Here is a 26326-nt window from a genome sequence, read left to right as displayed (position 1 = left end):
AGTGTGCGCACCTCCTTAGCCCTTGACAGCACCTGCCACAACGCCCTCAATGATGTACTTCTGGCAGGTCATGTACAGGATGATGATGGGGATAATGGCAATGATGATGCAGGCCATCATGGGAGCCAGCTCCACACGGCCGTAGCCGCCGCGGAAGTACTGGATGGCCATGGGAATGGTGCGGTATTTCTTGATGTCCAGCACCAGAGTGGGCAGCAGGTAGTCGTTCCACACCCACATGGTCTCGAGGATGGCGGTGGAGATCATGGTGGGCTTGAGGATGGGGAATACGACCTTGAAGAAGATCTGAATGGGGTTGCAGCCGTCGATCATGGCCGCTTCCTCAATTTCCATGGGCACGCTCTTCATGAAGCCGGTGAACATGAACACGGCCAGACCGGCACCGAAGCCCAGATAGATGATGCAGATGTTCCACGGGGTGTTCAGGTTGAGCTGGTCAGCGGTCTTGGACAGGGTGAACATGACCATCTGGAAGGGCACGACCATGGAGAACACGATCAGCAGGTTCATGAACTTGCTCAGCTTATTGTTCACGCGGGTGAGGTACCAACCGGTCATGGAGCAGCACAGCAGGATCAGCACCACACTGGTAACGGTGATGACAAGGCTGTAGCCAAGGCTGGAAAGGAAGCCCATCTTGGTGACACCGTAAACGTAGTTGCTCAGGCCCGCAAAGGTCTCGGCGGTGGGCAGCTTGAACACAGTGGAGGTGGTAAAGCTGCCCTCAATCTTCAAGCTGTTCAGCAGGATCAGCACGATGGGGTAGATCCACAGCAGACTCAGCAGCGTCATGATGACGGTGAGGATGTTATCCCACATTTTTTTCTGTTTAGGCATTACTGCTGCACCTCCTTGGAACGGGTAAAGTGGAGCTGGATCAGAGAAATGACCACGACGATCAGGAAGAACACCACAGCCTTCGCCTGACCAATGCCCTTCCACTGGGCACCGGAACGGCCATAGAAGGTGTTGTAGATGTTCAGGGCCAGCATTTCACTGGCGTTGGCGGGTTCGCCTGCGGTCAGGGCAACGTTCTGGTCGAACAGTTTGAAGCTGTTGGTCAGGGTCAGGAAGGTGCAGATGGTCACGCTGGGCATGACCATGGGAATTTTGATCTTGAACAGGATCTCGCGGTCGTTGGCACCGTCGATCTTGGCGGCTTCGATCAGGTCGCCGGGCACGCTCTGCAGGCCGGCAACGTAAATGATCATCATGTAGCCGATCTGCTGCCAGCACATCAGGATGACCAGACCGACGAAACCGGCCTTGGCATCCAGCGCCAGCAGAGGTTTCTGCAGGTTGGCCAGCACACCGTTGAGCAGGATCTGCCAGATGTAGCCCAGCAGGATGCCGCCGATCAGGTTGGGCATGAAGTAGACGGTACGGAAGATGTTGGTGCCGCGGATGCCGCGGGTGAGCACCAGCGCAATGGCAAAGGCGCAGACGTTGATGAGCACGGTGGATACTACAGTGAACGCTGCGGTAAAGCCGAAGGCGTGCAGGAAGGTGGAATCCTGAAATACGTTGATGTAGTTCTGGATGCCCACAAAGGTGGTCTTGCTAACAGTAGTGAACCGCTGGAACGAAAGGTAAATGCCCCAGATGAAGGGCCAGATAAAGCCGATGATGAACGCGAGCAGCGTGGGCAGCACGAACACCGGCCAATATTTGCTGATGGCTTTTTGCATGATGTACCTCCTATATGCGGAGTGGTTAACAAAAAAGGGGAGGCGGGGCGAACTTCTTCGCCCGCCTCCCTGTTCAGTTCTTTTTTATAGACCGATCAGGAGCTTAGCCGTTTGCCAGCTTGTATTCCTTAGCCCAGCCATCGACGAAGGCGGTCACAACGCCGTCCCAGTCGCCGGTGCCTGCTGCGTAAGCGGTCAGAGCGCTGCCCAGGCCGTTCTTCCACTCCTCGGAAGGCATGGTGGAGAAGCACCAGTCAACACTGGTCTTGCCGTCGGCCACATACTGGTTTGCAATGCCGATCAGGGGGTTGGTGGAGTCCTTAGCCTTCTTGAAGGGGATGACGAAGCCCATCTTGTCAGCCATCGCGCTGGTGCCGGCCTCAGAGGTGACACACCAGTACAGGAAGTCCAGAGTAGCCTGAATATCGGCATCAGAAGAGTTGTTGTTCACGCACCAGAAGTTCTCGGAACCGGTGCACAGGCCCTGATTCTCCTCGCCATCCACGCCGATGTAGATGGGCAGCATACCCAGGTTGTCGTCGCCCAGATCCTTCACGTCATTGTAAGCCCAGGTGCCGTTCTGGTAGAACACAGCCTTCTTACCCACAAACTCAGCCACAGCGTCGTCGCCGGTCTTGGAAGCCAGCAGGGTGGGATCGCAGGTGGAATCGGTGATGTACAGATCCCAAATCTGCTTGTAGTTGTCCAGATAGGTGCCCTTGATGGCATCGGTGGAGCCGATGCCGTCTGCCTTGTACTCGTAGTAGATGGGCAGGTTTGCCAGATGGGTCTTGAAGCGCCAGTCAGAAGAACCGTCCATGCCAGCGGAGGTGAAAGCACCGTCCACACCCAGCTCAGCCTTGCGTGCCTGAATATCGTCAGCGACCTTCTTCAGATCAGCAAAGCCCTTGATATCGTCCTGCGTGTAGCCGGCGGCGCTCAGCAGTTCCTTGTTATAGATGATGCCGTAGGTCTCGATGACATATGCGATGCTGGTAACAGCGTCGCCATCCTTCAGTGCGAAGGAATCGCTGGTCAGCTCACCGTACAGCTGGCTGCCGGACAGATCGTAGCAGTAATCCTTCCAGTTTGCCAGACCCACAGGGCCGTTCACCTGGAACAGGGTGGGAGCCTCGCTCTTCTCCATCTCGCTCATCAGGGTGGTCTCGTACTGGCCGGAAGCGGCGGTGACAACGGTCACAGGCACGCCGGTCTCCTTGGTGTACTCAGCGGCCAGATCCTGCCAATCCTGATCCTGCTCGGGCTTGAAGTTCAGGTAGTAGACCTTGCCGTCTGCCTTTGCAGCGGTGCTGGAAGCAGCGGTAGAACCGGCAGCAGAGGAAGCGGTGCTGCTGGAGGAGCCGCCGCAGGCAGCCAGACCCAGAGCAGCGGCGGAAACGCCAGCGGCCTTCAGGAAGTTACGACGAGTGATCATTTTCTTCATAATAAGTTCTCCTTCTTATTAAAAATAAACTATTTCAAAATCTCCGTCCCCTGACGGAGGGAAAACAAAATTTAAATCGCCCTTACGCTTTCGCCCTGCTGCAACTCCGGCTGCAAGGTGATGGTCTGGGCCGGTGCACCGTGCTCGATCTGCCGCACCAGCAACTCAATGCTCTGCAGCGAGATCTGTTCACTGGGCTGCACAACGGTAGTCAGAACAGGCACACAGTAACGGGACATCGTGATGCCGTCAAAGCCGATCACCGAAACATCCTCCGGCACCCGCAGCCCGGCGCTCGCCAGCGCGCGGATGGCACCTAAGGCAATCACATCGCTCATGGCGAACAGGGCGGTGAAGTCGGCCCGGCGGGCCAGCAGGCTGTTCACGGCGTGATAGGCAGACTCAAAATCGTAGTTGGACAGGCCGTACAGCTTGTCGCTGAACAGGATGCCCGCATCCTGCATCGCCTGCTGTGCACCCTCGCGGCGCATCACGCTGGGATAACTGGTGACCGGACCACCCAGCACTGCGATCTTACGATGCCCTTGCTGGATGAGGTAGTCCACAGCAGTGTAGGCTGCAGCGCGGTCATCCACGCCCACCATGGAAAGATTGGGAAAGTCCAGCTCGTCGGAGACCAGTGTGGTCAGCACCGAGGGGACTGTGATGTTGGCAAAGCCTTTTTTGAAGTTGGCTACGCTGCCGCCCAGAAAGATCATACCTTTGGGCTTGATCTCCCGCAGGATCTTTTCGGCGGCATCGATCTCGTTGGCGTTTTCATCCAAATAGGAAACGATGCCATTGTAGCCATACAGGGTGGCGGTCCGCTGCAGCTGGACTAAGAAGTCCGAGAAGAAGAGATTGCGGGTGCCTTTGACCACGAACACCAGACTGCGGGACTGCTGGATCTTCAGCTGTCGTGCATTGGTGTTGGGCACGAACCCGGCCTCCCGCATTACCTTGAGTACATGCTCCTTGGTCTCGGGCCGGACATCGGGCCGGTCGTTGATGACACGAGAAATGGTGCTTACCGAGCAGCCGCTGATCCGGGCAATGTCCTTAATGGTCAGATTCGGCATTTTGTCGGAGTACCTCACTTTCGGTAATAGATTCGGGAACGTTGTCGGGAACGTTTTCAGTGACTATAGTATGGCATAATTTGTATAAAAAATCAATAACCCAAAAGTGTTTTCGTGAAAATTGCATAGCATTCTGAGCTGCTTTTGTGCAGATTGAATTGCGTGCGAATCAAAATGTGCCGACAGTTCCGCAAATTCCCGGTACAAATCAGAAACAACCGGTAAAACCGTACCAATTTGTAACTTTTCAACATAGAGCAGTGGTTTTATAAAAGGAGAAAGAAAAAAACAATGCCCGGCAGATAACACAGCCTGCCGGACATTGCATGGTTTTGAAATGGTTTATCCGCTTTTTCAAAAATACGGGTGCTGATAGGGTTCGGGTTCCGGGCCGCAGTACAGGCCAAACGCATCGCAGATCCAGTAGCTGCCGTCCTCCATGGGCACGCGGCACCACTGGTGGCTGTACTGGTTCTCGTTCACATGCTCATATGGGATGCCCAGAATGTCCAGACACAGAGCGGTGGCCCGGGCACACCCGGCACAGGATGCTGTGCGCAGTACAAAATAACCGTAGGGGTCGTTGTAATGGTTGGCTTCCATAGAGTAAGCCATGGAGCCATCATCCACCACCGCACGCAGGGCAGAGGCAATGCCGTAAAGCTGGTCTTCCCGGCTCATGAGCGCCAGCGGTGTGACCACCTTCAGCGCTTCCTGATATGCCTGCGCAAACTCCTCATCGGTGCATTTGCGCTTGAGAGACTTGTAGTGGGCCAGCTTGTTGATGGCCACCGGCGACCAGACGGAAGAAAACTGCGCTTCGGTCAAAGAAAGCTCGTCATCACCGGCAATGCCGTCCGCAGAAGGCTTGCGGCCTTCGTCAATGCCGTGATCCAGATAATGACGCAGCAGTGCACCCTCGTCATTGCCGCATACGGCCGCAACATCCGGATACTGTGCAGCGTAGTATGCTGCATCAAAGGTAGAAAGCGCAGCAGCGGAAAGACCGGTCTGTGCGGCCAGGAGCACACCGGCTGTCAGCGCCGCAAGTCTAAGATACCGTTTTTTCATGACAAAAACCTCCTCAAAAAAGAACAAAACGCCTCCTGAGCTCAGTATAGCATATCCGGGCCGGAGGGAAAAGACAAAAAAGCGCTCCCACCTTGTCATCGGTGAGAGCGCTTTGCTGATTGCTGATTATTTTGATTGAGTTGATTCTTTAAAGATTAGTCACTGACGTAGGGCATCAGAGCAACGTGACGAGCACGCTTGATGGCGATGGTCAGTGCGCGCTGATGATAAGCGCAGGTGCCGGTCACACGGCGGGGAATGATCTTTGCACGCTCAGAGACGTACTTACGCAGACGGGGCACGTCCTTGTAATCGATGGTGTCGATACGATCGACACAGAAGCTGCAAACCTTCTTGCGGCCGCGACGCATGGGGCGTGCGGGGCGAGAGCCTTCGGTTCTTTCAAAAGCCATTGCTTATTACCTCCTATTGGATTTTTAACGGATTGACCGTTTCGTGTCAGAACGGCAGGTCGTCGCTGTCGTCGATGACGGCGAAGTCGTCTGCATTGCCGGCAGAGTAGCTGGGAGCTGCCTCCACAGCGGCCGGGCGGGCAGGCGCTGCGTTCTGGTAGGCGGGAGCAGAATTATTCTGATAATTTGCTCCGCCGCCTGCATTGCTGTTTTTGGAGCCTGCAAAGTTGATATTGTTGGCTACCACTTCCACAGCGGTGCGGTTGTTGCCGTTCTTATCCTGATACTGGCGGGTCTGAAGACTGCCTTCAATGGCAATCAGACTGCCCTTCTGGAAATACTTGCAAACAAACTCGGCCTGCTGACGCCATGCAACGATATCGATGAAATCGGCCTGACGCTGCTCGCCCTGACGCGCAAAATTGCGGTCACAGGCAATGCGGAAGCTGCACACATTGGTACCCTGCGGGGTGGTGCGCAGTTCGGGATCCGCCACAAGACGGCCCATGATGGCAACAACATTCAACATTTTACGGTCTCCCTTTCTGTCACAGAAGAATTACTCCTCGTGAGCAATGATCAGGCTGCGCATAACACCTTCAGTGATCTTGTACACACGGTCCAGCTCAGCAGGGAAGCTGGGCTCGCTGGTGAAGTCGATCACGGTGTAAACGCCTTCCTCCTCGTCGTTGATGGGGTAGGCCAGACGGCGCTTGCCCCACTCGTCGATGGAATCGATCGTACCGTTAGCCTCGATCAGGGACTTGAACTTACCAACCAGAGCGGCGGTAGCCTCCTCGTCGAGAGCGGCGCTGGTAATCAGCATGGTTTCGTACTTTGCCATTTTGTAGCACCTCCTTTTGGACTTAAGGGTCCTGCAATCACAGGACCAAGGGTACACACAAAACGCGGCATCGCGCCTTGTGTGCGGCGTGTCTGTTCAGACAGCAATTTATTATAGCAAGCTGTGTGGATTCTGTCAAGCTTTTTCCGAAAAAAGATATAATAAAAAATATTTTGATTTTTTTGTGAAAGAGGAATATAATATAGTGGCTTTCAGAGGATGAACGGCAGGGCAGCCGGGGAACGGCCGTCTCTCTGCTCTCTGTTATCCATCTTCGGAAGGAATGTATATATGGTTCTGGGAATTTTATAGTAAAGGAAGGATTCTTTGTGTATTCGGTTTTCCGTAACCTGGCAATCATCATCCTCAGCGCAAAGTTCTTTGGCCTGGTGGCCCGCAAGTGCAAGGCCCCGCAGGTGGTGGGTGAGATCCTTGCCGGTTTGATCATCGGCCCCTGTGTGCTGAATCTGGTGCAGACCAGCGATGCCATCTCCACCTTTGCGGAGATCGGCGTGGTCATGCTGATGTTCACCACGGGCCTTGGCACCAATCTGAAGGAACTGATCAAAGCCGGCCCCATCGCCACCCTGGTCGCCTGCGTGGGCGTAGCCGTTCCGCTGGTGGGCGGCACCCTGCTGTACAGTGCGTTCTACGGCTTCTCTGCCGTGGGCAGCCCTGAGTTCTATCGTGCCCTGTTCATCGGCACGATCATGACGGCCACCAGCGTGTCCATTACGGTGGCAACCCTGCAGGAGCTGGGCCACCTGAAGAGCTTTCTCGGCACCACCATCGTCAGTGCCGCCGTCATTGATGATGTCATCGGCATCGTAGTCCTCACCTGCGTGCTGGGCGCAAGCTCCGGCACCGGCACGGGTCTGGGCAAGGTGCTCATCAATACGGTGCTGTTCTTTGCCACTGCCGTGGGCGTGGGCGTTGTGGCTCACTTTGCTATGACATGGCTGGACAAGCGCAATCCCCACACCCAGCGCATCACCATCGTGAGCATGGCGTTCTGCTTTGCCATGGCCTACATCGCCGAGGAATACTTCGGCATTGCAGATATCACCGGTGCCTATATCGCCGGTATCGTTCTGTGCACCATGGACGATGCCCCCTATGTGGAGCGCCGCGTGGATATCAGCAATTATATCATTTTTGCGCCTATCTTCTTTGCATCCATCGGCTTGAAGACCGACATCAGCGGCCTGACGCCGGAAATCTTCCTGTTCTGCGTCTGCTTCGTCATTGTAGCACTTATCACCAAGATCATCGGCTGCGGCCTTGCGGCCAAGATCTGCCGCTTCAACTGGGGCGACTCCCTCAAGATCGGCGTTGGCATGATGACCCGCGGCGAGGTGGCACTGATCGTGGCCCAGAAGGGCCTGGATGTCGGCGTGGTGGACTCGGTCTACTTTACCGCTGTGATCCTGCTGATCGTGGTGTCCAGCGTGGCAACTCCGCTGGTGCTGAAGGCACTCTTTACCAAGATGCCGCCGCAGAAGCACCCCAGTCAGGTAAATGGGTAAACAATAAAAAAGATCCTCCGACAGGTCTGCCGGAGGATCTTTTATTTTCAGGATAAGTTACAGTGTCTTGCAGAACTCCTTCAGGTAAGCGCGGAATTCTTCGCCGATCTCCGGATGCTGCAGGGCCAGCTCCACCTGAGCTTCCACCACCTTGAGCTTGTTGCCCATGTCGTAGTGCTTGCCGGTGAACTCTACGGCCGTCATGCCGCCGCGGGTGCGGGCATACTCGGCCATGGCATCGGTCAGCTGGATCTCGCCGCCTGCGCCGGGCTTGGTGTGGGCAAGGATCTCGTAGATCTCCGGGGTCAGCAGCACGCGTCCCAGAATGGAGTAGTTGCTGAACTCCTGTCCCTTCTTGGGCTTCTCGATCATGTCGTCCACAAAGAAATAGTTGTCGTGGATGGGGGTGGTCTTCAAGCTGCAGTACCGGCTCACATCTTCCCATGGTACTGCGGAAACGCCTGCCGCCGGGCGGCCGAACTCCTCGTAGGCGCGGATCAGCTGGGCACACACCGGGTCCTCGCCCCAGATCACGTCATCGCCGTAGATGACAACAAAGGGATCATCGCCGGTGAAGGCCTTGGCGGTGTTCACAGCATGGCCCAGACCCAGCGTCTGCTTCTGGCGCACAAAGAGGATGTTTGCCATGTTGGCGATGCCAAGGCACTCTTCAAGAGCCTTTTCCTTGCCGGGCTTTGCCAGCTTTTCTTCCAGCTCAGGGCTGCGGTCAAAGTGATCCTCAATGATGCTCTGGTTGCGGCCCAGAATGATGAGGATATCGGTGATGCCGGAACGCACAGCTTCTTCCACCAGATACTGGATGGCAGGCTTGTCCACAATGGGCAGCATACCCTTGGGCATGGCCTTGGTAGCGGGCAGCACGCGGGTGCCAAGACCGGCGGCAGGAATGACAGCTTTGGTGACTTTCTTCATCATGATCCATATTCTCCTATTACTATTTTGAAATCCGCAATGCCAGCCTTTGCAGGCGGCATTGCAGATCAGAGCATCCCGGCCAAAGCGTCCAGATTCGGACCCATCAGCACGGTAGCGCAGGCACCCAGCACCATCAGCAGTACAAAGGCACCGACCACACCGGCGATGCTCACGCCGCCCTGCGCAGACAGGACCGCACGGCGCTGGGCAGCGTCCGGGAACTCGGCACGGATGCGGCGGATGCGCTCGGCTGCGCTTTTGCGGTACAGCCACTTGGCGTACAGGGTGCGCAGCATCACCAGCGCAAAGCTAAACACCGTCATAATGCGGGAAAGCACGACAATGGCAGTGCTGCTGATGCCCGCAGTGAGCGGACTGCCGGTGGCCTGCATCATGCTCAGCAGGGTGGGCAGGGCCACCACCAGCTCTGCGGCCAGAAAACCAAAGGCCGGCTTCCACGCCTTGCGGTAGAAGAAATAGAACGGGCCGAACACCAGCGCCGAGAAGCACATGGAAATTTTGGTGTGCTGCAGCTGCATCCGGCTGTAATCGTTCAGGTAGACGGGCGCGGCCTTGCCAATATAATCGTTCCAGTCGCTGTAGGGGATGCCGTCGATCAGCTCTTCCTTGCCAAAGGCCGCCTGCACGTTGCGGCGGGTGGGCTCCTCCACCGTCTGCTGATACTGGCGGTAAAGGTCGTTGTAATCAAAGCGTCCGTCTGCGTCGGTGCCGGGCTGGCTCTGGGTGGGCGGCTCCGGGCACTGGCTCTCCGGCGGAAGAACGGCACCGCAGCAGCGGCAGCGCTCTTCGGTGCGCAGGGTGCGCTCACCGCAGCTGGGGCAGGTGCGCAGAGCATCGTCTTTGTACGGGAACGTCCATTCATAGCCCGCGCCATGGGCGGGGGTGTGGATGCAGCGGCCAAGCTTTTCGTAGCACTCGCGGTGATAGGGTGCGCCGCAGTCCGGGCAGACCACGATATCATCGGTCAGCGCCAGCGGTCTGCCGCAGCCTTCACAGGGACAGCCATAATATTTCGGCATGATTTCCTCCTGTTGTATGGTTCATACTGGTATTATACTCCCCTGAAAGAGAAAAGAAAAGGTGAAAATCTTCAAAATTCCAGCAGGATAATCCATTTACCCCTTTACTTTAGCACAGATTCTCGGTATACTAATGAAGTATCTGTGTATAAACTGTGTCTTTTGGCAAGTACAAAGGACTTTATCTTATTTATCATTTCGAGAGGGATTTAGAGAATGATCACGATTGACGAACTGAAGGTGCAGCTTGCCGATTATGGCAAGGCGGTCAAGGACTTGGAAGAAGCCCTTGCCATTGATGCCTCCCGCAAGCGCGTGCAGGAGCTGGAGCACACCATGAGCCGCCCCGGCTTTTATGATGATGCAGACCTGAGCAAGAAGGTCTTTGACGAAGTGGGCGACCTGAAGGGCAAGCTGAGCCGCTTTGAAAAGCTGCAGGGCCTGTACGATGATGCCGAGACCATGCTGGAAATGCTGGATGAAGAATACGACCCCGCCATGATCCCCGAAGCAGAGGAGTCTGTGAACGCTGTGGGCAAGGCAGTGGATGAGCTGCAGCTGATGACCATGCTGAACGGTGAGTACGACCACAGCAACGCCATCCTGACCTTCCATGCCGGTACCGGCGGCACCGAGGCACAGGACTGGGCCGAAATGCTGTACCGCATGTACAACAAGTGGGCTTCCAACCACGGCATGACCGTGGAGGTTCTGGATTATCAGGACGGTGATGAAGCCGGCATGAAGAGCGCCTCCATGATGGTGAAGGGTGCCAACGCCTACGGCCTGCTCAAGAGCGAGAACGGTGTGCACCGTCTGGTGCGCGTGTCGCCCTTTGATGCCAACGCCCGCCGTCAGACCAGCTTTGCTTCGCTGGAAGTGATGCCCGAGCTGGATAACACCATCCAGGTGGATATCCGCCCCGAGGATATTGAGATGCAGGTGTACCGTTCCTCCGGTGCAGGCGGCCAGCACATCAACAAGACTTCTTCCGCTGTCCGTCTGATCCACAAGCCCACCGGCGTCGTGGTCAGCTGCCAGACCCAGCGCAGCCAGTTCCAGAACCGTGACTACGCCATGGAAATGCTGAAGGCAAAGCTGTATCAGATCGCAAAGCAGCAGCACATGGATAAGATCGACGACATCAAGGGCGTGCAGAACGAGATCGCATGGGGTCACCAGATCCGCAGCTATGTGTTCATGCCCTACACCATGGTCAAGGATCACCGCACCAACTACGAGACCGGCAATGTGGATGCCGTGATGGACGGCGATCTGGACGGTTTCATCTTCGCATACCTCAAGGCTGCAAGCCGCGGGGAGCTGCAGGATACCTGATCTTGAACGTATAAAATGCAAAGGCCGTGCTTCCTTTTATGGAGGCACGGCCTTTTTTGTGTTCTTACGCCAGATCGGGCAGAATGGTATCCCAGAGATTTTCCTCCTGCCGCAGGGCGTTGAAGCAGCAGTCCAAGTACATTTTGTTTGCCGCTGCAAGGATCGTGCTGCGGAGAAGCAGCTTTTCATCTGCGGCATCCACGGCAAGGTCGCGGATCTCCCTGGTGCAGCCGAATACAAACGGCAGGCAGTTCTCCATCTCGTCGCAGAAGTAGTCGTAAGCTGCCCCGGCGGAACAGTGCGCCCGCTGCATTTTGAATAGGGCATCGATGTTTTCCATTGAGAGCACCGTTTTGGAGACTGCAATGTACATCAGGGATGCGATCTGATCGCGGGCGTACTTCTTGCGCACCGGGTGGGACAAAATGCCCTTTTTAACGTAGTTGCTGACCATGGAAGAGGTGAGCTCCACGCCGCAGAAGGTGCGGAAATAGCTGTTGACGTACTGCACGGTCTGGTCAAGATAAAGCCCCATCTGCGGGAGATCGGCGTACCGGGGCAGGGCAAACCCGGCGGCGCAGGCCGCAACGCGGCATTTGGTTTCAGTTTTCATATCGTAAGCAGTTTTCTAAGGTTGGCGCAGCTGGGCTGCGCGGGATACAGAAAATGGTTTTCTGGCGGTATTATAGCGCAAATCGGTTCTCTGGTCAACGGATTTTTAAAACTTTTGAAAGAATGCATAAAATCCCTTGACAGGTTTTTGAAAAACTGCTATGATGTCTGCAGTGAACCGAAAAACCATGCAGGCGGAAGTGCGTGTAAGGCACGGAAAATAAAAAAATGACCTGCTATCACAAAATAGATTTGGAGCGTGCATTTTATGAAAACCAAGATCGTTGTGGATTCTTCGTCCAACCTGTATGCCCTGCCGGGCGTGGATTTTGCCTGTGTGCCGTTGAAGATCGTCACGGATGAACAGGAATATCTGGATGACGGTACTCTGGATGCTGTGGGCATGGCCCGGTCTCTGCGTACTTACAAGGGCAAGACCAGCACCTCCTGCCCCAATGTGGCAGACTGGCTGGCTGCTTATGAGGGTGCGGAGCAGATCTTTGTTGCCACCATCACGGGCACACTGTCCGGCAGCTACAATGCTGCACTGCTGGCAGCGGAAGAATACAAGGAAACGCACCCGGAGGCCCGTGTTTTTGTTCTGGACAGCCTGTCCGCCGGGCCGGAGCTGCGTCTGCTGGCAGAGCGTCTGCGGGATCTCGTCCGGATCGGGATGGAGTTTGACGAGATCTGCGAGGCGATCCTGGCTTACCACAAGCACACACATCTGCTGTTTTCGTTGGAATCGCTGGCCAATCTGGCCCGCAATGGCCGTGTGAAGCCTGCTGTTGCCGCTGTGGCACGGATGCTGGGCATCCGGGTCATCGGTCAGGCCAGTGAGAGCGGCGAGCTGGAGGTGCTGTGTAAGACCCGCGGCGAGCACGGTGCACTGGAGCGCATCGTGCTGGAATTGAAGGATCACGGCTTTACCGATGGCAAAGTGCACATTGCCCACTGTGATAACCCGGAAGCTGCCAAGCGCCTGAAGCTGATGATCCACGCGGTGTTTGCAGGGGCGCAGGTGGATGTGACCGAGTGCGGCGGCCTGTGCAGCTACTACGCTGAGCAGGGCGGCCTGATGGTGGGCTATGAGGACGGAAAAACAGAGTAAAAGAGTTTTTGATATTGCAAGCAAGCCGGGCCTGCGGGTCTGGCTTGCTTTTTTTTGAACAGCGCAAAACTTGAAAAAGTTGTAAAACCGCGCTATACTTACACATAATTATAAATGGGAAAGGAGGGCAGGCCCATGCTTTTTCGTTCACCGGTCGTGCGCTTTTTCAGCCGCATTCTGAACCGCGTCACCATCACGGTGGTGTTGGTGGCATTGCAGCTGCTGTGGCTGTGCTGGGTGGCGTTTGCCATCACCACCGGCACGGGCCGCGTGTGGGTGAACGGCCTGCTCAACGCACTGAGCCTGCTCATCGTCCTGTACCTTGTGCGCAAGGATGAGAACAGCGCCTACAAGGTGGGCTGGATCGCGCTGATCGGCATTCTGCCGCTGCTGGGCGGTGCGCTGTATCTGGCTTTTGGCAACAAACGCCCGGCCAAGCGTCTGCGCCTGAAAATGCAGGCGGTGGAGGATGCCCACAAAAAAGACCTTGTACAGGAGCCGGGTGTGCTGGAAGGTCTGGATGCCCGCGAGCAGGGGCAGAGCCGATATGTGGCAAAGTACGGCCCCTATCCGGCGTGGCAGAACACTCGCACGCAGTATTTTGCCTGCGGCGAAGCCATGTATCCGCAGCTGCTGGCCGATCTGGAAAAAGCTGAAAAGAGCATCTTTCTGGAATTTTTCATCGTGAGCCACGGCTGCATGTGGAACGGCATTGAAAAGATCCTGCGCCGCAAGGCTGCGCAGGGCGTGGATGTGCGCCTGATCTACGATGATTTTGGCAGTCTGCTGGGTCTGCCCGCCGATTTCATCGTGCGCATGGAGCGGGCGCACATCCGCTGCATCCCGTTCAACCCGGTGGTGCCGCTGCTCTCGCTGGTGATGAACCACCGCGACCACCGCAAGATCGTAGTCATTGACGGTACGGTGGCCTACACCGGCGGCGTGAATCTGGCAGATGAGTATATCAATGCGGAGCAGCGCTTTGGCTACTGGAAGGACGCAGCCCTGCGTGTGGAAGGCGATGCCGCGTGGAACTTTACGGTGATGTTCCTCAACTTCTGGAACGCCTTCCGCCCCAGCGAGACGGATTATGATGCATTTCGTCCCATGCCGCTGGTGCTGCCGGTATCGGACGGCATCGTGCAGCCCTACGCGGACAGCCCGCTGGACGAGGAACCGATGGCCGAGACGGTGTACCTGAACATCCTTGCGCAGGCACAGCGGTATGTTTATATCTACACGCCCTACCTTGCCGTGGGCGAGGAAATGCTGGACGCACTGAAAAACGCGGCCAAGCGCGGGGTGGACATCCGGCTGGTGCTGCCGGGCATCCCGGACAAAAAGCTGGTGTTCCGGCTGAGCCGGTCGTACTATCTGCCGCTTTTGAGGGCAGGTGTACGCATTTACGAATATACGCCCGGCTTTCTGCATGCCAAGTGCTGGGTAAGCGACGATGTAACTGCCGTAGTGGGCAGCATCAACATGGACTACCGCAGCCTGTTCCTACACTTTGAGTGCGGTGTACTGCTGCAAAAGAACAGTCAGGTGGCAGTTCTGCGGGACGATGTACGGGCCACGCTGCCGCAGTGCCGCGAGATACAGGTGATGGAATGCCGCACCAGCCTGCCCGGCACGGTGCTGGACAGTGTGCTGCGGCTGCTGAGCCCCTTGATGTAAAGAAACTCCCTCAGTCACCTCCGGTGACAGCTCCCTCGGAGAGGGAGCCTCTGGCGAAGAAGAAAAGCTTTCTGCACTGCCAAAGCCTCCCTCCGGGAGACAGACTTCCCCCGGCCGGGACAGATTCTCCCCGCGCCGGGGAGAAATGTCACCACAGGTGACAAAGAGAGGAACAGATGTCACGTAAGTGACAAAAAGGGGAACAGGTGGATGCGAACGAAGTGAGCAGACGGAAGGAGTTCCGTTTTATAAAACGTTCCTTTTCCGGGTAAACTAGCCCAAAAGCCCCTTTACGATGGGGGCAGGAAAGGGAGCGTTTTATTATAATGAAAAAGATACCTCGCATGATCCTGGACTGCACGCTGGCGGCAGCTCTGGCCCTGACCGCCTGCAGCCGAAGCGATTCCGGTTCCTCCGGCAGCATGAGCACGAACATGGGCGGCAGTTCATCGCAGACGGGGCAGGCGGGCCAGAACGCCGCATACCGCACCGGCCTTGGCATCCTGACCGAAGCGTCTGATCAGGAACGCGCGGGCAAGATCGATACCATTGCAGCTGCCGTTCTGCTGGATGCCGAGGGCAGGGTGGCAGATGTGATGCTGGACGAGGTGGAGATCTCGGTCACGGGGGACAGCACCGGCAAGGTGACGATGCCCACCGACAATCGCACCAAGCGCCAGAAGGGCGATGATTACCCGCTGGCGGCGGTGTCCTCGCTGAAAAAGGGCTGGGCAGAGCAGGCGGATGCCTTTGGCAATTATCTTACCGGCAAAACCCCGGATGAGGTGAAGAAGCTTGCCACCGACGATGACGGCAAGCCGAAGGATGCTGACCTGCTCTCCACCTGCACCATTGCGGTGGACGGCTATCGGGATGCTGTGGTGCGCGCCTGCGAGAATGCAAAGGCAGTCGGCTCGGCCCGCGGCGACCGCGCTGTGCTGGGTGTGTCAGTGCGCAATGACACCAAGGAACTGACCGCCGACGATGACCACGATGTGACCGCGCAGGTGGACATCACAGTGACAGCCCTGACGCTGGATGCTGACGGCCGTGTGACCGGTGCAGTGGCGGATGTGGCAGAGCCTGCCCTTACCGTGGGCGCGGATGGTACGGTGTCGGCACCAGAGATGGTCAAAACCAAGGTGGAACTGGGCGACAGCTACGGGATGCGCGGGGCATCCAGTCTGGACAAGGAATGGTACGAGCACAGCGAGGGCTGGTGCGATTACCTGAAGGGCAGGACCCGTACTGAGATCGCAGGCATCCCGGACGATGGTTCGGATGCCGACCTTGCGGCACTGTGCACCATCTCGGTGACGGAGCTGAAGAAGGCTGCGCTGGCGGCGTTTGCGGAAGAGTAAAGCGGAGAAAAGAGGAAAGGCGCAAAGCTTTTCCTCTTTTCTTTGTGCAATCAGACCAAAGAATTGGCGCAGAAAAGCCTTGAAAAAGACGAACTGCACTAACTTTTGCATTTCCTCTTGCCAAATGGCTGCAAACGCGCTATTCTATAGTCACAGTTTAACACTTTAGCATGATAAAATGCTAAACCGAGAGGGAACACATTTGGGAAGCAAAAAAGGGAGGAACCTTTTATGAAACGTCTTGTCTCTGCTTTTCTGGCTGGTGCCATGGCACTGAGCCTTGCCGCCTGCGGCGGTGCCGCATCCACTTCCACCGTGGCATCTTCTGCCTCTGCATCCGGGAGCGCAGCCGCCTCCGAGACCGCAGCCAGCGATCTGGACTACATCAAGGAAAAGGGCAAGATGGTCATTGGCTACACCGTCTATGAGCCGATGAACTACACCGATGCCGACGGCAACTTTACCGGTTTTGATACCGAGCTGGCAACTGCCGTGTGCGAAAAGCTGGGGGTCGAGCCGGAGTTCGTGGAGATCAACTGGGATACCAAGGTGGTGGAGCTGGATGCCAAGAGCATCGACTGCATCTGGAACGGTATGACCCTGACCGATGACATCATGGCCAACACCGCCACCACCAAGGCCTACGCCAAGAACGCACAGGTCGTGGTCGTGAAGGACGGCACCGACTACAGCTCCACTGCGGATCTGGTGGGCAAGACCGTGGTTGCCGAGGCTGGTTCTGCCGGTGAAGCCGCCATTGAGGGCGACGAGAACCTTGCACAGGCCGATTACGTCTCCAAGAGCGTGCAGACCGACTGCCTGATGGAGGTTGCCGCAGGCACTGCTGATGCCGCTGTGCTGGATCTGACTCTGGCCAACGCCATGATCGGTGAGGGCACCGACTATGCAAGCCTGAAGATCGTGGACGAGCTGAACGCTGAAGAGTACGGCGTGGCCTTCCGCAAGGGCAGCGATGCCGCCGCAGCTGCGGATGCCGCCTTTGACGAGCTGAAGGCTGACGGCACCATGCAGGCTCTGGCCGACAAGTACGATCTGGCTCTGGCCGATTAAGTATTTACATTTAAAATAAAGGGAGCGCCCCCTGAGCGGGGCGTTCCCTTTGTTAAAAACGGATTGATGGGTGTGTTCTTGTGTCTGTGATTCTGAGTCGCCTTTCCGGCGCGTTTCTGCTCAACTGTGAGCTGTTCGCTCTGACCCTGCTGTTTGCGCTGCCGCTGGGTCTGGTGGTGGCTTTCGGCTCCATGAGCCGGTGTAAGCCGCTTTCCGGCGCGGTAAAGACCTTTGTGTGGGTCATCCGCGGCACGCCGCTGATGCTGCAGATCATCGTGATCTACCTTGGCCCCGGCCTGCTGGGCATGAATAACCCTTGGCCCTCCGGCTCCGGCGGACGCATGGTGGCGGCGGTGGTGGCTTTTGCCATCAATTACGCCTGCTACTTCTCCGAGATCTACCGCGGAGGCATCGAAGCCGTTCCCAAGGGCCAGACCGAGGCCGGTCAGGTGCTGGGCATGACCAAGACCCAGATCTTTTTCAAGGTGACGCTGCTGCAGGTGGTCAAGCGCATTCTGGCCCCCATGGGCAATGAGGTGATCACCCTCGTCAAGGATACCTCGCTGGCAAACACCATTGCCAACAAGGAGATCATCATGATGGCCAAGGAGTACAGCGCAAAGGGCTTGATCTGGCCGCTGTTCTCCACTGCCATCTTCTTCCTGGTGTTCGTGGGTGCACTCACCCTGCTGTTTGGCTGGGCCGAAAAGAAACTGGATTATTTCCGCTGATGAAAGGGAGGAAATTGGATCATGGCACTGCTTGAAGCCTCCGGCATCGGCAAAAACTTTGGCGATACCAAAGTACTCAAGGATATCTCACTCACGCTGGAACAGGGCGAAGCGCTGGCGATCATCGGCTCGTCCGGCTCCGGTAAGACCACCCTGCTGCGCTGCCTGAACTTTCTGGAACGGCCGGACACCGGCATCATCAAGGTGAACGGCGAGACCATGTGGGACGCTGCCGACCCCGCCACCCAGCGCGAGAGCGAGATCCGCAAAAAGCGGCTGCACTTTGGCCTGGTATTCCAGAACTTCAACCTCTTCCCGCAGTACACCGCCCTGCAGAACGTAATGCTGGCGGGTGAACTGCTGGCGAAGGAGCGCCCGGACTACAAGGCCAACAAAAAGGCCATCCATGCCGAGCTGGAACAGCAGGCACAGGAACTTCTGGCCCAGATGGGCCTTTCTGCCCGGGCAGGCCACTACCCGCACCAGCTTTCCGGCGGTCAGCAGCAGCGCGTGGCCATTGCCCGCGCACTGGCTCTGCACCCGGACATTCTCTGCTTCGACGAGCCGACCTCGGCCCTCGACCCGGAGCTGACCGGCGAGGTGCTGCGCGTCCTGCGCGACCTTGCCGACCGCAAGACCACCATGATCATCGTCACCCACGAGATGCACTTTGCCCGTGACGTGGCCGACCGCATCATGTTCATGGATGGCGGCGTGGTGGTGGAGGAAGGCCCTGCCAAGCAGCTCATTGAGCACCCACAGGAGGAGCGCACCAAACAGTTCCTTTCGCATTACGGAGAATAAGCAAAATCACCAATTCTTACGGCAAAAATTTGGAAATGTTGATGCAATGCAAATCTTGTAAATCCTGCGTCACTCCACTATAATATCATTCATGAATGTACACGACGTCCTGCCCCTTTCCGGCAGGGCGTTTTTCACGGCAAAAATCACGACATCAAGCCGGTTCCCAGTGTGGCAGGAGGATTTTATACTATGACAAAGGATATGACCCAAGGCAGTCCGCTCAAGCTGATCCTTGCATTTGCGGTGCCGCTGATGCTGGGCAGCTTGTTCCAGCAGTTCTACAATCTGGCCGATACCATCATCGTGGGCCGCTTTGTGGGCGTGGAAGCGCTGGCCGCTGTGGGCAGCGTGGGCGGTTTGAACTATCTGGTGCTGGGCTTTGTGAACGGCATCGCCTGCGGTTTTTCCATCCCCATCTCGTGGACTTTCGGCGCAAAGGACTACAAGGAGATGCGCCGCTACACCGCCAATACCGTGTGGCTGTCCATCTTCTTTGCGGTGGTGCTGACCATTGTCACTGTGGCGCTGACCCGCTCGGTGCTGGTGTGGACGAACACCCCGGAAAACATCATCGACCTTGCGGATATCTACATCCGCACCATTTTTGCAGGCATCCCCTTCACTCTGCTTTATAATGTGACCAGCGCCCTGATGCGTGCACTGGGCGACAGCAAGCGCCCGCTGTATTTCCTGCTGGTGGCAAGCTTTTTGAACATCGGGCTGGATCTGGTGTGCATCATCGTGTTCCAGATGGGGGCATTCGGTGCGGCATTTGCCACTGTGGTCAGTCAGGCCGTGGCGGGTCTGGGCAGTCTTTTGTACATCCTGCGCCACTACCCGGAGCTGCGCTGGAGCAGGGAAGAGGGGTGTTTCAGCCTGACCCACTGCGCAAAGCTGTGCAGCATGGGCATTCCCATGGGCCTGCAGTGCAGCATTACGGCCATTGGCAGCGTGGTGCTGCAGGGTGCGGTGAACGGTCTGGGCAGCGACATCGTGGCCGCGCAGACCGCCGGCGGCAAGGCGGCGCAGTTCCTGTGCGTGCCGCTGGAGAGTATCGGCACAGCGATGACCACCTATGCCAGCCAGAATATGGGCGCAAAGGACCTGGACCGTGTGGACCGGGGTGTGTACACCGCCCTCGGCATCGGCTGCGTATACAGCATTGCGTCCTTCCTCATCCTGCGCGTGACGGATAAGCTGCTCATCGGCCTGTTTTTGGATGCCAGCGAGACCGCCATTATGGCCAATGCCCAGAGCTTCATCTTCTGGAACAGCGTATTCTACATCCCGCTGGCGGTGCTCATTATCTACCGCTACACCATTCAGGGTCTGGGCTTCTCCGGCCTTGCCATGTTTGCCGGTGTGGCCGAGATGATCGCCCGCGCCATGGTGGGCTTCTGGTTCGTGCCGCTGTGGGGCTACTTTGCGGCCTGCATCGCAAGCCCGGTGGCATGGTTCTTTGCCTGCTTCTTCCTCATTCCGGCCTATTTTGTGGTGCGCAAACGCCTGCAGAAGGAAAAGGACATCGAGAAGGAACACGATGCCCGCACCGCAAACGCTTAAAGAATGTTCGCAAGCTCTCCTGCAAAGGGGAGCTTTTTTGCTGTTTGGGCTGTAGGGCAGCCCTTGGTTTCAGGGAACTTTATCAGGTGCTACTGTGGGAGTGTTATCTGATACAGTGACGGATTATTGACGCTGATGCGATGAAAAATACAGTGTATCAAGCTGATACAGTGCCCCTTGATTGATACAGTGAGTCAGTGTATCAGGGCAGGCCAGTGTATCAACCTGATACACTGGCAAAAAGAAACATAAGTAAGTTATATATTTCTCACTGTATCATGTGTTTCTCCACGGTAGAGCTGCACTGCAGTCTGCCCGGATGATTTACAAATCCCGCCAAAAGCGTTATACTACTTATGATTGTGTAATTTGGCAGGAGGTGAGCGCATGGCAGAGCAGCAGCTGGAACAGATCGAGGGCACCGTGGAGGACATCATCTACGAGAACACCGACAACGGTTATATGGTGTTCGAGGTGTCCGGCGGCGGTGTGGTCACGGTGGTGTGCGGCATTGTGGGCGAACTGCACGCGGGCGAAAGCGTGGTCTGCCGCGGCCGCTACGAGAACCACGCCACCTATGGCCGCCAGTTCCACGCACAGGAGTGCGAGACCGACATGCCCAAGGATCTGGAAGCGGTGTACGCCTTCCTTGCCAGCCGGTCACTGCCGTACATCGGGGCCAAGACGGCGGATAAGATCATCGACCTGTTCGGTGCCGAGGCGCTTGAGGTGATCGCCAACGACCCGGCCCGGCTCACGCAGGTACCCGGCATCTCGGCGGACAAGGCCGACCGCATCCAGCAGGAGTTCAAGCGGATGTTTGGGATGCGGGAGCTGATCGCCTATCTGGCGCAGTTCGAGATCAGCCCGCGCCGCGCGATGGAAGTGTTCCGCACCTTCGGCCCCGGGGCCATGCAGGCCATTGCGGCAAATCCCTATCTGCTCTGCGGCGAACCGCTGCAGCTGGATTTCCGCCACGCGGACAGCATTGCCCAGTATTACCACATGGAAGGCGACTGCGCCCAGCGGCTGGAAGCGGCCCTGCTGCGCACCCTGCGCCACAACGCGGGCAACGGCCACACCTGCCTGCCGCGCATCCAGCTGCTGGAAACGGCATCCAATTTTATCCATCAGCCGCCGGAAAAGCTGGCTGCTGCGCTGGACGAGTGCATCCGCACCGAAGAACTGCGGGTGAAGCTGTTTGACGGCACACCGTATATTTATCTGCCCGACCTGCTGGAAGCCGAGGAGGACATTGCTGCCCGGCTTGCCATGCTGACAAAACGGGGCAAGAATACCGCCCACGGGCTGGATAAAAACATTCAAATTCTGGAACTGACGCAGGGCTTTGCCTATGCGCCCCTGCAGAAGGAAGCCATCCGCAAAGCCATGACCGAGAACTGCCTTGTGCTCACCGGCGGCCCCGGCACCGGCAAGACCACCACCGTCAACGCCATTCTGCAGCTGCTGGAAGATCAGGCGGAACGGGTGGCCCTGTGTGCGCCCACCGGCCGCGCGGCTAAACGGCTGAGTGAGCTGACCGGCCGCAAGGCCAGCACCATCCACCGTCTTTTGGAGGTGGACTACACCGGCGGCGTGGTCAGCTTTATCCACAACGACAAGAACCTGCTCAAGTGCGATGTGGTCATTCTGGACGAAATGAGCATGGTGGATGTGAAGCTGTTTCAGGCCCTGATCGCAGCGCTGCGCTACAGCTGCCGCATTATCATGGTAGGTGATGCCGACCAGCTGCCCAGCGTCGGCCCCGGCAATATTCTGGGCGAGATCATCCGCTCCGGGCTGGTGCCCACCGTGTGCCTGAACGAGATCTTCCGGCAGGCAAAGCGCAGCCTGATCGTGGAGAACGCCCACCACATCATCTCAGGTGAACCGCTGCAGAAGGGCGGTAAGACCGACGACTTCTTCTTTTTGGAATCGGACGGAGATGCGGCCCAGCGGTTGGTGTGTGATCTGGTCACCACCCGCCTGCCGCGCAGCTACGGCTTCGATCCGATCCGGGACATTCAGGTGCTGTGCCCCACCAAGCTTGGCCCTACCGGTACACAGGCACTGAATGTGGAACTGCAGAACCTGCTGAACCCGGAACAGACGGGCAAGCCCCAGCTGCAAAGCGCCGCCCGGGTGTTCCGCGTGGGCGATAAGGTGATGCAGGTGCGCAATAATTACGAGATCATCTGGAACCGCATTGGCGGGGAGCAGGGCGTGGGTGCCTACAATGGCGACATCGGCATTGTGGAGAGCATCAACACGCGGGATCGCTCCATGGTGGTGCGCATGGATGACAAGCGGCTGGTCTACCCGGCAGAGAACCTGGGCGAGCTGGAGATCGCCTATGCCATCACGGTACACAAAAGTCAGGGCAGCGAGTTCCCGGCGGTGATCTTGCCGGTGGCGCAGGTTCCGCCGCGGCTGTGCTACCGCAACCTGTTCTACACCGGCGTTACCCGTGCACGGAAGCTGTGCATCGTGGCGGGCCGCAGGGACGTTGTGAACCGCATGATGGGCAACATCCGCCAGAACCTGCGCTACAGCGGCCTTGCCTATCTTTTGCAGGCAGAGCTGCCGCCGGAACAGACGGAAGCAGAATAGGGCAGGCCAGCAGATAGCTTTCTCCGCGAACAGCCCGGAACCCACGGTTCCGCCCCAATACTTCGTATCGGGGCCCCACTTCCCGGTCATTCGCTGGAGAAACTATCTGCCGTCCTGATGGCATCGGCACCGTTCGCTCCGGCAAGATGCGCGAAGCCATGTCTAAAGTGCAGGCTGCAATTGGAATCGACAGCAAAGCCCGACGGGAAGTGCGAGGGCTTCTCACGCTGGTGGTCTGGCGAGCGCAGGCGGGACGGAGTGAACGGTGACAATGTTGCATTGCGCCAAAACCGGTATACTTTTTACGGCAACTATGCTATACTGTAGGCTGGTATGATTTCCGGCCTGCATCAACAGGCCGTTGTTTCGATAGAGAAACCAGAGAAAGGAAAAAAGAACTTATGGCACAGAACGATATCGGTATCGATCTTGGTACCACTACCATTATCATTGCGCAGGAGGGCAAGGGCGTTGTGCTCAACCAGCCCAGCGTTGTGGCAATGGATACCCGCAAGAAGACCGTGCTGGAAGCAGGCGATAAGGCCCTTGCTATGGTGGGCCGCACCCCGAACTATATTTCTGCCATCTTCCCGCTGAAGGACGGTGTGATCAGTGACCATACCATGACCCGTGAGCTGATCTGCCGTTTTGTCAAGCAGGTGTACAGCTCCCACATGGTCAAGCCCCGCGTGGCCGTCTGTGTGCCCGCCGCCATTACCGGCATTGAAAGCGATGCCGTGGTGGAGGCTGTGGTGGCCGCTGGTGCCCGTCAGGTGTACCTGATCGACGAACCCATTGCCGCTGCCCTTGGCTCCGGCATCGACATCACCCAGCCGGAGGGCCGCATGATCATTGATATCGGCGGTGGCACCACCGATATTGCAGTGCTTTCTCTGGGCGGCAAGGTCAAGGCCACCAGCGTGCGCGTGGCCGGCAACCACTACGACGAAGAGATCCTCAAGTTCGTGCGCAACAAGTACAGCGTTGCCATTGGCCAGCGCACCGCCGAAGAGCTGAAAAAGAACGTGGCCTGCTGCCCCCAGAAGACTGATTTCCACGAGACCATGGAGATCAAGGGCCGCAGCCTGCTCACCGGCCTGCCGGTGCGTGTGAATGTTTCTACTGACGACCTGTACGAACCGGTCATGATGCTCAGCGAGCAGATCGGCACCGCGGCCCATCAGGTGCTGGAAAAGACCCCTCCGGAACTGGCAGGCGATATCTTCCGCAATGGTGTCATGCTGACCGGCGGCGGTGCACAGCTGCACGGCCTTACCGAATACCTGAGCGAAGAGCTGAAGGTGGAGGTGACGGTTTCGCCCGATCCCGTCAACTGTGTGGCACTGGGCACTGCCATGAGCCTTGGCCTGAACGACAAGCTGGAAACCGGCTTTTTGGATGCAACGCCCCGCATTGGCCGCAGATAATCAAAGCTGCACCATTTATCCATGAATCTGAACAAAAGCGCCAAAAAGAAAAAATATCTATTTTTGTTGAAATAAATTGGAAAATAAGGTATAATGTACCCAAATTGATTTTCTGCTGACGATCTTGTATCGGACGCAGTATACAAGAAACAGGAGGAAAACCATGGATTTAGGTTTTGACGTGGTCGTTACCATTACCGGCATCGTACTGGTGTTCTTGATCCTTATCCTGCTGATGGCGATTATCACGCTGGAAGGCAAGATCTTCGATTCGATGAACGCAAAGAAGAAGGCTGCCAAGGAAGCCGCCAAGGCTCCCGCTGCACAGCCCGCTGCACCCGTGCAGCAGGCCGCAGCTGCTCCCGCTCCTCAGGTGGAAGAGGGCATTCCCGGTGATGTGATCGCCGCCATTATGGCAGCAATCCATGCAATGGGCAACGGCAAGTACACCCTCAAGGCTGTGCGCCGCAGCAAGAACGGCTGGGGCAATGCGGGTGTAAACGACACCACCGCACCGTTTTAACAGAGGAGGAAGAGCATGACACAGTTTATTGATACTCTGGTCGGTATTTTCCAAAGCTCCGGCTTTGCGAAGTTTGGCGAGCCGGGCGGCTACCTGTACGCAGTTATGATCTGCGTGGGCTGCTTTTTGCTGTACCTGGCCATCGTCAAAGAGTTTGAGCCGCTGATCCTGCTGCCCATGGCATTCGGCATGATCCTGGCAAACCTGCCCGGCAGCGGCGTTATCCACATGCAATATTTCGTCGGTGACGGTCTGGAACACCCCATGTGGGTGGAGATCCTGAACAACGGTGGTCTGGCCGATATGCTCTACATGGGCGTTAAGCTGGGCATCTACCCGCCGCTGATCTTCCTGGGCATCGGCACCATGACCGACTTCGCACCCCTGATCTCCAACCCCAAGAGCCTGCTGCTGGGCGCTGCTGCTCAGTTCGGCATCTTCGGTACTTACATGGGCGCTCGCCTGCTGACCGCTACCGGTCTGGTGGACTTCACCCAGAAGCAGTCTGCTGCTATCGCCATCATCGGCGGTGCAGACGGTCCTACCGCTATCTTCGTTACCTCCCGTCTGGCTCCTGAGCTGCTGGGCTCCATCGCTGTGGCGGCCTACAGTTACATGGCGCTGGTGCCTGTTATCCAGCCGCCCATCATGAAGGCACTGACCACCAAGAAGGAACGTACCGTCGTGATGAAGCAGCTGCGCACCGTCTCCAAGACCGAGAGGGTCATCTTCCCCATCATGGTCACCATCATCGTTTCCCTGATCGTTCCGGATGCCGCCGTTCTGGTGGGTATGCTGATGCTGGGCAACCTGATGAAGGAGTGCGGCGTGGTGGATCGCATCCAGAAGACTGCCGGCAATGAGCTGATGAACATTATCACCATCTTCCTGGCACTGTCCGTTGGCTGCACCACCTCTGCAAACACCTTCCTGAACACCCGCACCCTGTTCATCATCGTGCTGGGCCTGATCGCATTCTCCTTCGGCACTGCCGCAGGTGTGCTGTTCGGCAAGCTGATGTATGTGCTGACCGGCGGTCAGGTGAACCCGCTGATCGGTTCCGCAGGCGTTTCCGCTGTGCCTATGGCCGCTCGCGTTTCCCAGAAGGTTGGCCAGAGCGAGAATCCCTCCAACTTCCTGCTGATGCACGCAATGGGCCCCAATGTGGCCGGTGTTATTGGCTCTGCCGTTGCTGCTGGTATCCTGATCAACATTTTCAGCTAAGCGCTTTCTGAAAAGCATTTTTTCCGCCCGTCGGTTCGCAAGAGCTGCCGGGCGGTTTTTGTTTTACGATTTGAAATGCCCGCCGCGTTTGCTTTGGGCATAAAATAAGGAAATTATATTATTTATTTCGTGTTTGTCGCAGCCTGCGGGCTGCTCCAAACACATTTTCACAAAAAGGCCGTAACGAAAAACGGCTGCTGTTTTATCAG

Annotated in this window: 24 protein-coding genes; 13 read left to right on the top strand and 11 right to left on the bottom strand. The window is 57.0% G+C overall.

Annotated elements, in window-relative coordinates; all coding sequences use genetic code 11:
• Nucleotides 1-15 precede the first annotated feature (15 nt).
• The 8 genes from ACGHP1_RS09180 to rpsF form a co-directional block, all read right to left on the bottom strand.
• Nucleotides 16-858 carry a carbohydrate ABC transporter permease gene (locus ACGHP1_RS09180; protein ID WP_390509108.1) on the bottom strand — a complete coding sequence of 281 codons (843 nt, stop codon included), beginning with the start codon at nt 856-858 and terminating at the stop codon, nt 16-18.
• Entirely contained in the window at nt 858-1709 is an 852-nt protein-coding gene (locus ACGHP1_RS09175; protein WP_005938991.1) for a carbohydrate ABC transporter permease, read from the bottom strand. Before ACGHP1_RS09175 ends, ACGHP1_RS09180 begins: the two co-directional genes overlap by 1 nt.
• 103 nt (nt 1710-1812) lie before the next feature.
• The gene (locus tag ACGHP1_RS09170; RefSeq protein ID WP_207698010.1) at nt 1813-3153 is read right to left on the bottom strand and encodes an ABC transporter substrate-binding protein; all 1341 of its coding nucleotides are present in this window, start codon (nt 3151-3153) and stop codon (nt 1813-1815) included.
• Nucleotides 3154-3224: 71 nt separating this feature from the next.
• Nucleotides 3225-4232: a LacI family DNA-binding transcriptional regulator gene (locus tag ACGHP1_RS09165; RefSeq protein ID WP_390509105.1), complete on the bottom strand. Its 1008-nt coding sequence runs from the start codon at nt 4230-4232 to the stop codon at nt 3225-3227.
• A gap of 354 nt (nt 4233-4586) precedes the next feature.
• Nucleotides 4587-5303, bottom strand: coding sequence for a hypothetical protein (locus tag ACGHP1_RS09160; protein WP_145945650.1), 717 nt, complete (start codon nt 5301-5303; stop codon nt 4587-4589).
• Between the two features lie 155 nt (nt 5304-5458).
• Entirely contained in the window at nt 5459-5716 is a 258-nt protein-coding gene (rpsR, locus tag ACGHP1_RS09155) for a 30S ribosomal protein S18 (RefSeq protein ID WP_015538096.1), read from the bottom strand.
• 46 nt (nt 5717-5762) lie between these two features.
• Entirely contained in the window at nt 5763-6245 is a 483-nt protein-coding gene (locus ACGHP1_RS09150; protein ID WP_097777672.1) for a single-stranded DNA-binding protein, read from the bottom strand.
• Nucleotides 6246-6275: 30 nt separating this feature from the next.
• Entirely contained in the window at nt 6276-6560 is a 285-nt protein-coding gene (rpsF, locus tag ACGHP1_RS09145) for a 30S ribosomal protein S6 (RefSeq protein ID WP_005938979.1), read from the bottom strand.
• 329 nt (nt 6561-6889) lie between these two features.
• On the opposite strand from rpsF, the gene ACGHP1_RS09140 reads away from it, so the two are divergent.
• The gene (locus ACGHP1_RS09140; RefSeq protein ID WP_005938977.1) at nt 6890-8086 is read left to right on the top strand and encodes a cation:proton antiporter; all 1197 of its coding nucleotides are present in this window, start codon (nt 6890-6892) and stop codon (nt 8084-8086) included.
• 57 nt (nt 8087-8143) lie between these two features.
• Here ACGHP1_RS09140 and ACGHP1_RS09135 read toward each other — a convergent pair whose 3' ends face one another.
• A complete protein-coding gene (locus ACGHP1_RS09135) occupies nt 8144-9019 on the bottom strand; it encodes a UTP--glucose-1-phosphate uridylyltransferase (RefSeq protein ID WP_097775452.1) in 876 nt (291 codons plus the stop codon).
• 68 nt (nt 9020-9087) lie between these two features.
• Entirely contained in the window at nt 9088-10062 is a 975-nt protein-coding gene (locus ACGHP1_RS09130) for an RING finger protein (protein ID WP_154261033.1), read from the bottom strand.
• 216 nt (nt 10063-10278) lie between these two features.
• Here ACGHP1_RS09130 and prfB point away from each other — a divergent pair, with 216 nt between their 5' ends.
• Nucleotides 10279-11400: a peptide chain release factor 2 gene (gene prfB / locus ACGHP1_RS09125; RefSeq protein ID WP_097775423.1), complete on the top strand. Its 1122-nt coding sequence runs from the start codon at nt 10279-10281 to the stop codon at nt 11398-11400.
• A gap of 64 nt (nt 11401-11464) precedes the next feature.
• Here the strand turns inward: prfB and ACGHP1_RS09120 are convergent, their stop codons facing one another.
• Nucleotides 11465-12013 (bottom strand): DUF1836 domain-containing protein, encoded by a 549-nt coding sequence (locus ACGHP1_RS09120; RefSeq protein ID WP_005938962.1) that lies wholly within the window; start codon nt 12011-12013, stop codon nt 11465-11467.
• Between the two features lie 267 nt (nt 12014-12280).
• On the opposite strand from ACGHP1_RS09120, the gene ACGHP1_RS09115 reads away from it, so the two are divergent.
• The 11 genes from ACGHP1_RS09115 to ACGHP1_RS09065 all read left to right on the top strand — a co-directional run bounded on the left by ACGHP1_RS09115 (nt 12281) and on the right by ACGHP1_RS09065 (nt 26117).
• Nucleotides 12281-13123, top strand: a complete 843-nt coding sequence (locus tag ACGHP1_RS09115) for a DegV family protein (RefSeq protein ID WP_154261031.1) — start codon at nt 12281-12283, stop codon at nt 13121-13123.
• Between the two features lie 135 nt (nt 13124-13258).
• Nucleotides 13259-14800: a cardiolipin synthase gene (cls, locus tag ACGHP1_RS09110; RefSeq protein WP_390509099.1), complete on the top strand. Its 1542-nt coding sequence runs from the start codon at nt 13259-13261 to the stop codon at nt 14798-14800.
• 326 nt (nt 14801-15126) lie between these two features.
• Entirely contained in the window at nt 15127-16161 is a 1035-nt protein-coding gene (locus ACGHP1_RS09105; RefSeq protein ID WP_390509097.1) for a hypothetical protein, read from the top strand.
• Nucleotides 16162-16392: 231 nt separating this feature from the next.
• Nucleotides 16393-17232, top strand: coding sequence for a transporter substrate-binding domain-containing protein (locus tag ACGHP1_RS09100; protein ID WP_154261026.1), 840 nt, complete (start codon nt 16393-16395; stop codon nt 17230-17232).
• 86 nt (nt 17233-17318) lie between these two features.
• Nucleotides 17319-17963: an amino acid ABC transporter permease gene (locus ACGHP1_RS09095; protein ID WP_005938622.1), complete on the top strand. Its 645-nt coding sequence runs from the start codon at nt 17319-17321 to the stop codon at nt 17961-17963.
• 21 nt (nt 17964-17984) lie between these two features.
• Nucleotides 17985-18767: an amino acid ABC transporter ATP-binding protein gene (locus tag ACGHP1_RS09090; RefSeq protein WP_298637563.1), complete on the top strand. Its 783-nt coding sequence runs from the start codon at nt 17985-17987 to the stop codon at nt 18765-18767.
• A gap of 192 nt (nt 18768-18959) precedes the next feature.
• Nucleotides 18960-20333, top strand: coding sequence for an MATE family efflux transporter (locus ACGHP1_RS09085; protein WP_097782223.1), 1374 nt, complete (start codon nt 18960-18962; stop codon nt 20331-20333).
• A 387-nt stretch (nt 20334-20720) separates the two neighbouring features.
• On the top strand, nt 20721-22943 hold the full coding sequence (locus ACGHP1_RS09080) for an ATP-dependent RecD-like DNA helicase (protein ID WP_390509094.1): 2223 nt from the start codon (nt 20721-20723) through the stop codon (nt 22941-22943).
• Nucleotides 22944-23344: 401 nt separating this feature from the next.
• Nucleotides 23345-24370, top strand: a complete 1026-nt coding sequence (locus tag ACGHP1_RS09075) for a rod shape-determining protein (protein WP_097775429.1) — start codon at nt 23345-23347, stop codon at nt 24368-24370.
• Nucleotides 24371-24533: 163 nt separating this feature from the next.
• Nucleotides 24534-24893, top strand: a complete 360-nt coding sequence (locus tag ACGHP1_RS09070; protein ID WP_005941465.1) for an OadG family transporter subunit — start codon at nt 24534-24536, stop codon at nt 24891-24893.
• Nucleotides 24894-24908: 15 nt separating this feature from the next.
• On the top strand, nt 24909-26117 hold the full coding sequence (locus ACGHP1_RS09065) for a sodium ion-translocating decarboxylase subunit beta (RefSeq protein ID WP_154256136.1): 1209 nt from the start codon (nt 24909-24911) through the stop codon (nt 26115-26117).
• Nucleotides 26118-26326: the final 209 nt, after the last annotated feature.

This window comes from Faecalibacterium sp. i21-0019-B1, assembly GCF_042852915.1.
GTDB classification, from domain to species: Bacteria; Bacillota; Clostridia; order Oscillospirales; family Ruminococcaceae; genus Faecalibacterium; species Faecalibacterium taiwanense.
The sequence above is the reverse complement of the archived record's forward strand: the minus strand, read 5'-3'. Positions and strand labels throughout refer to the sequence as shown.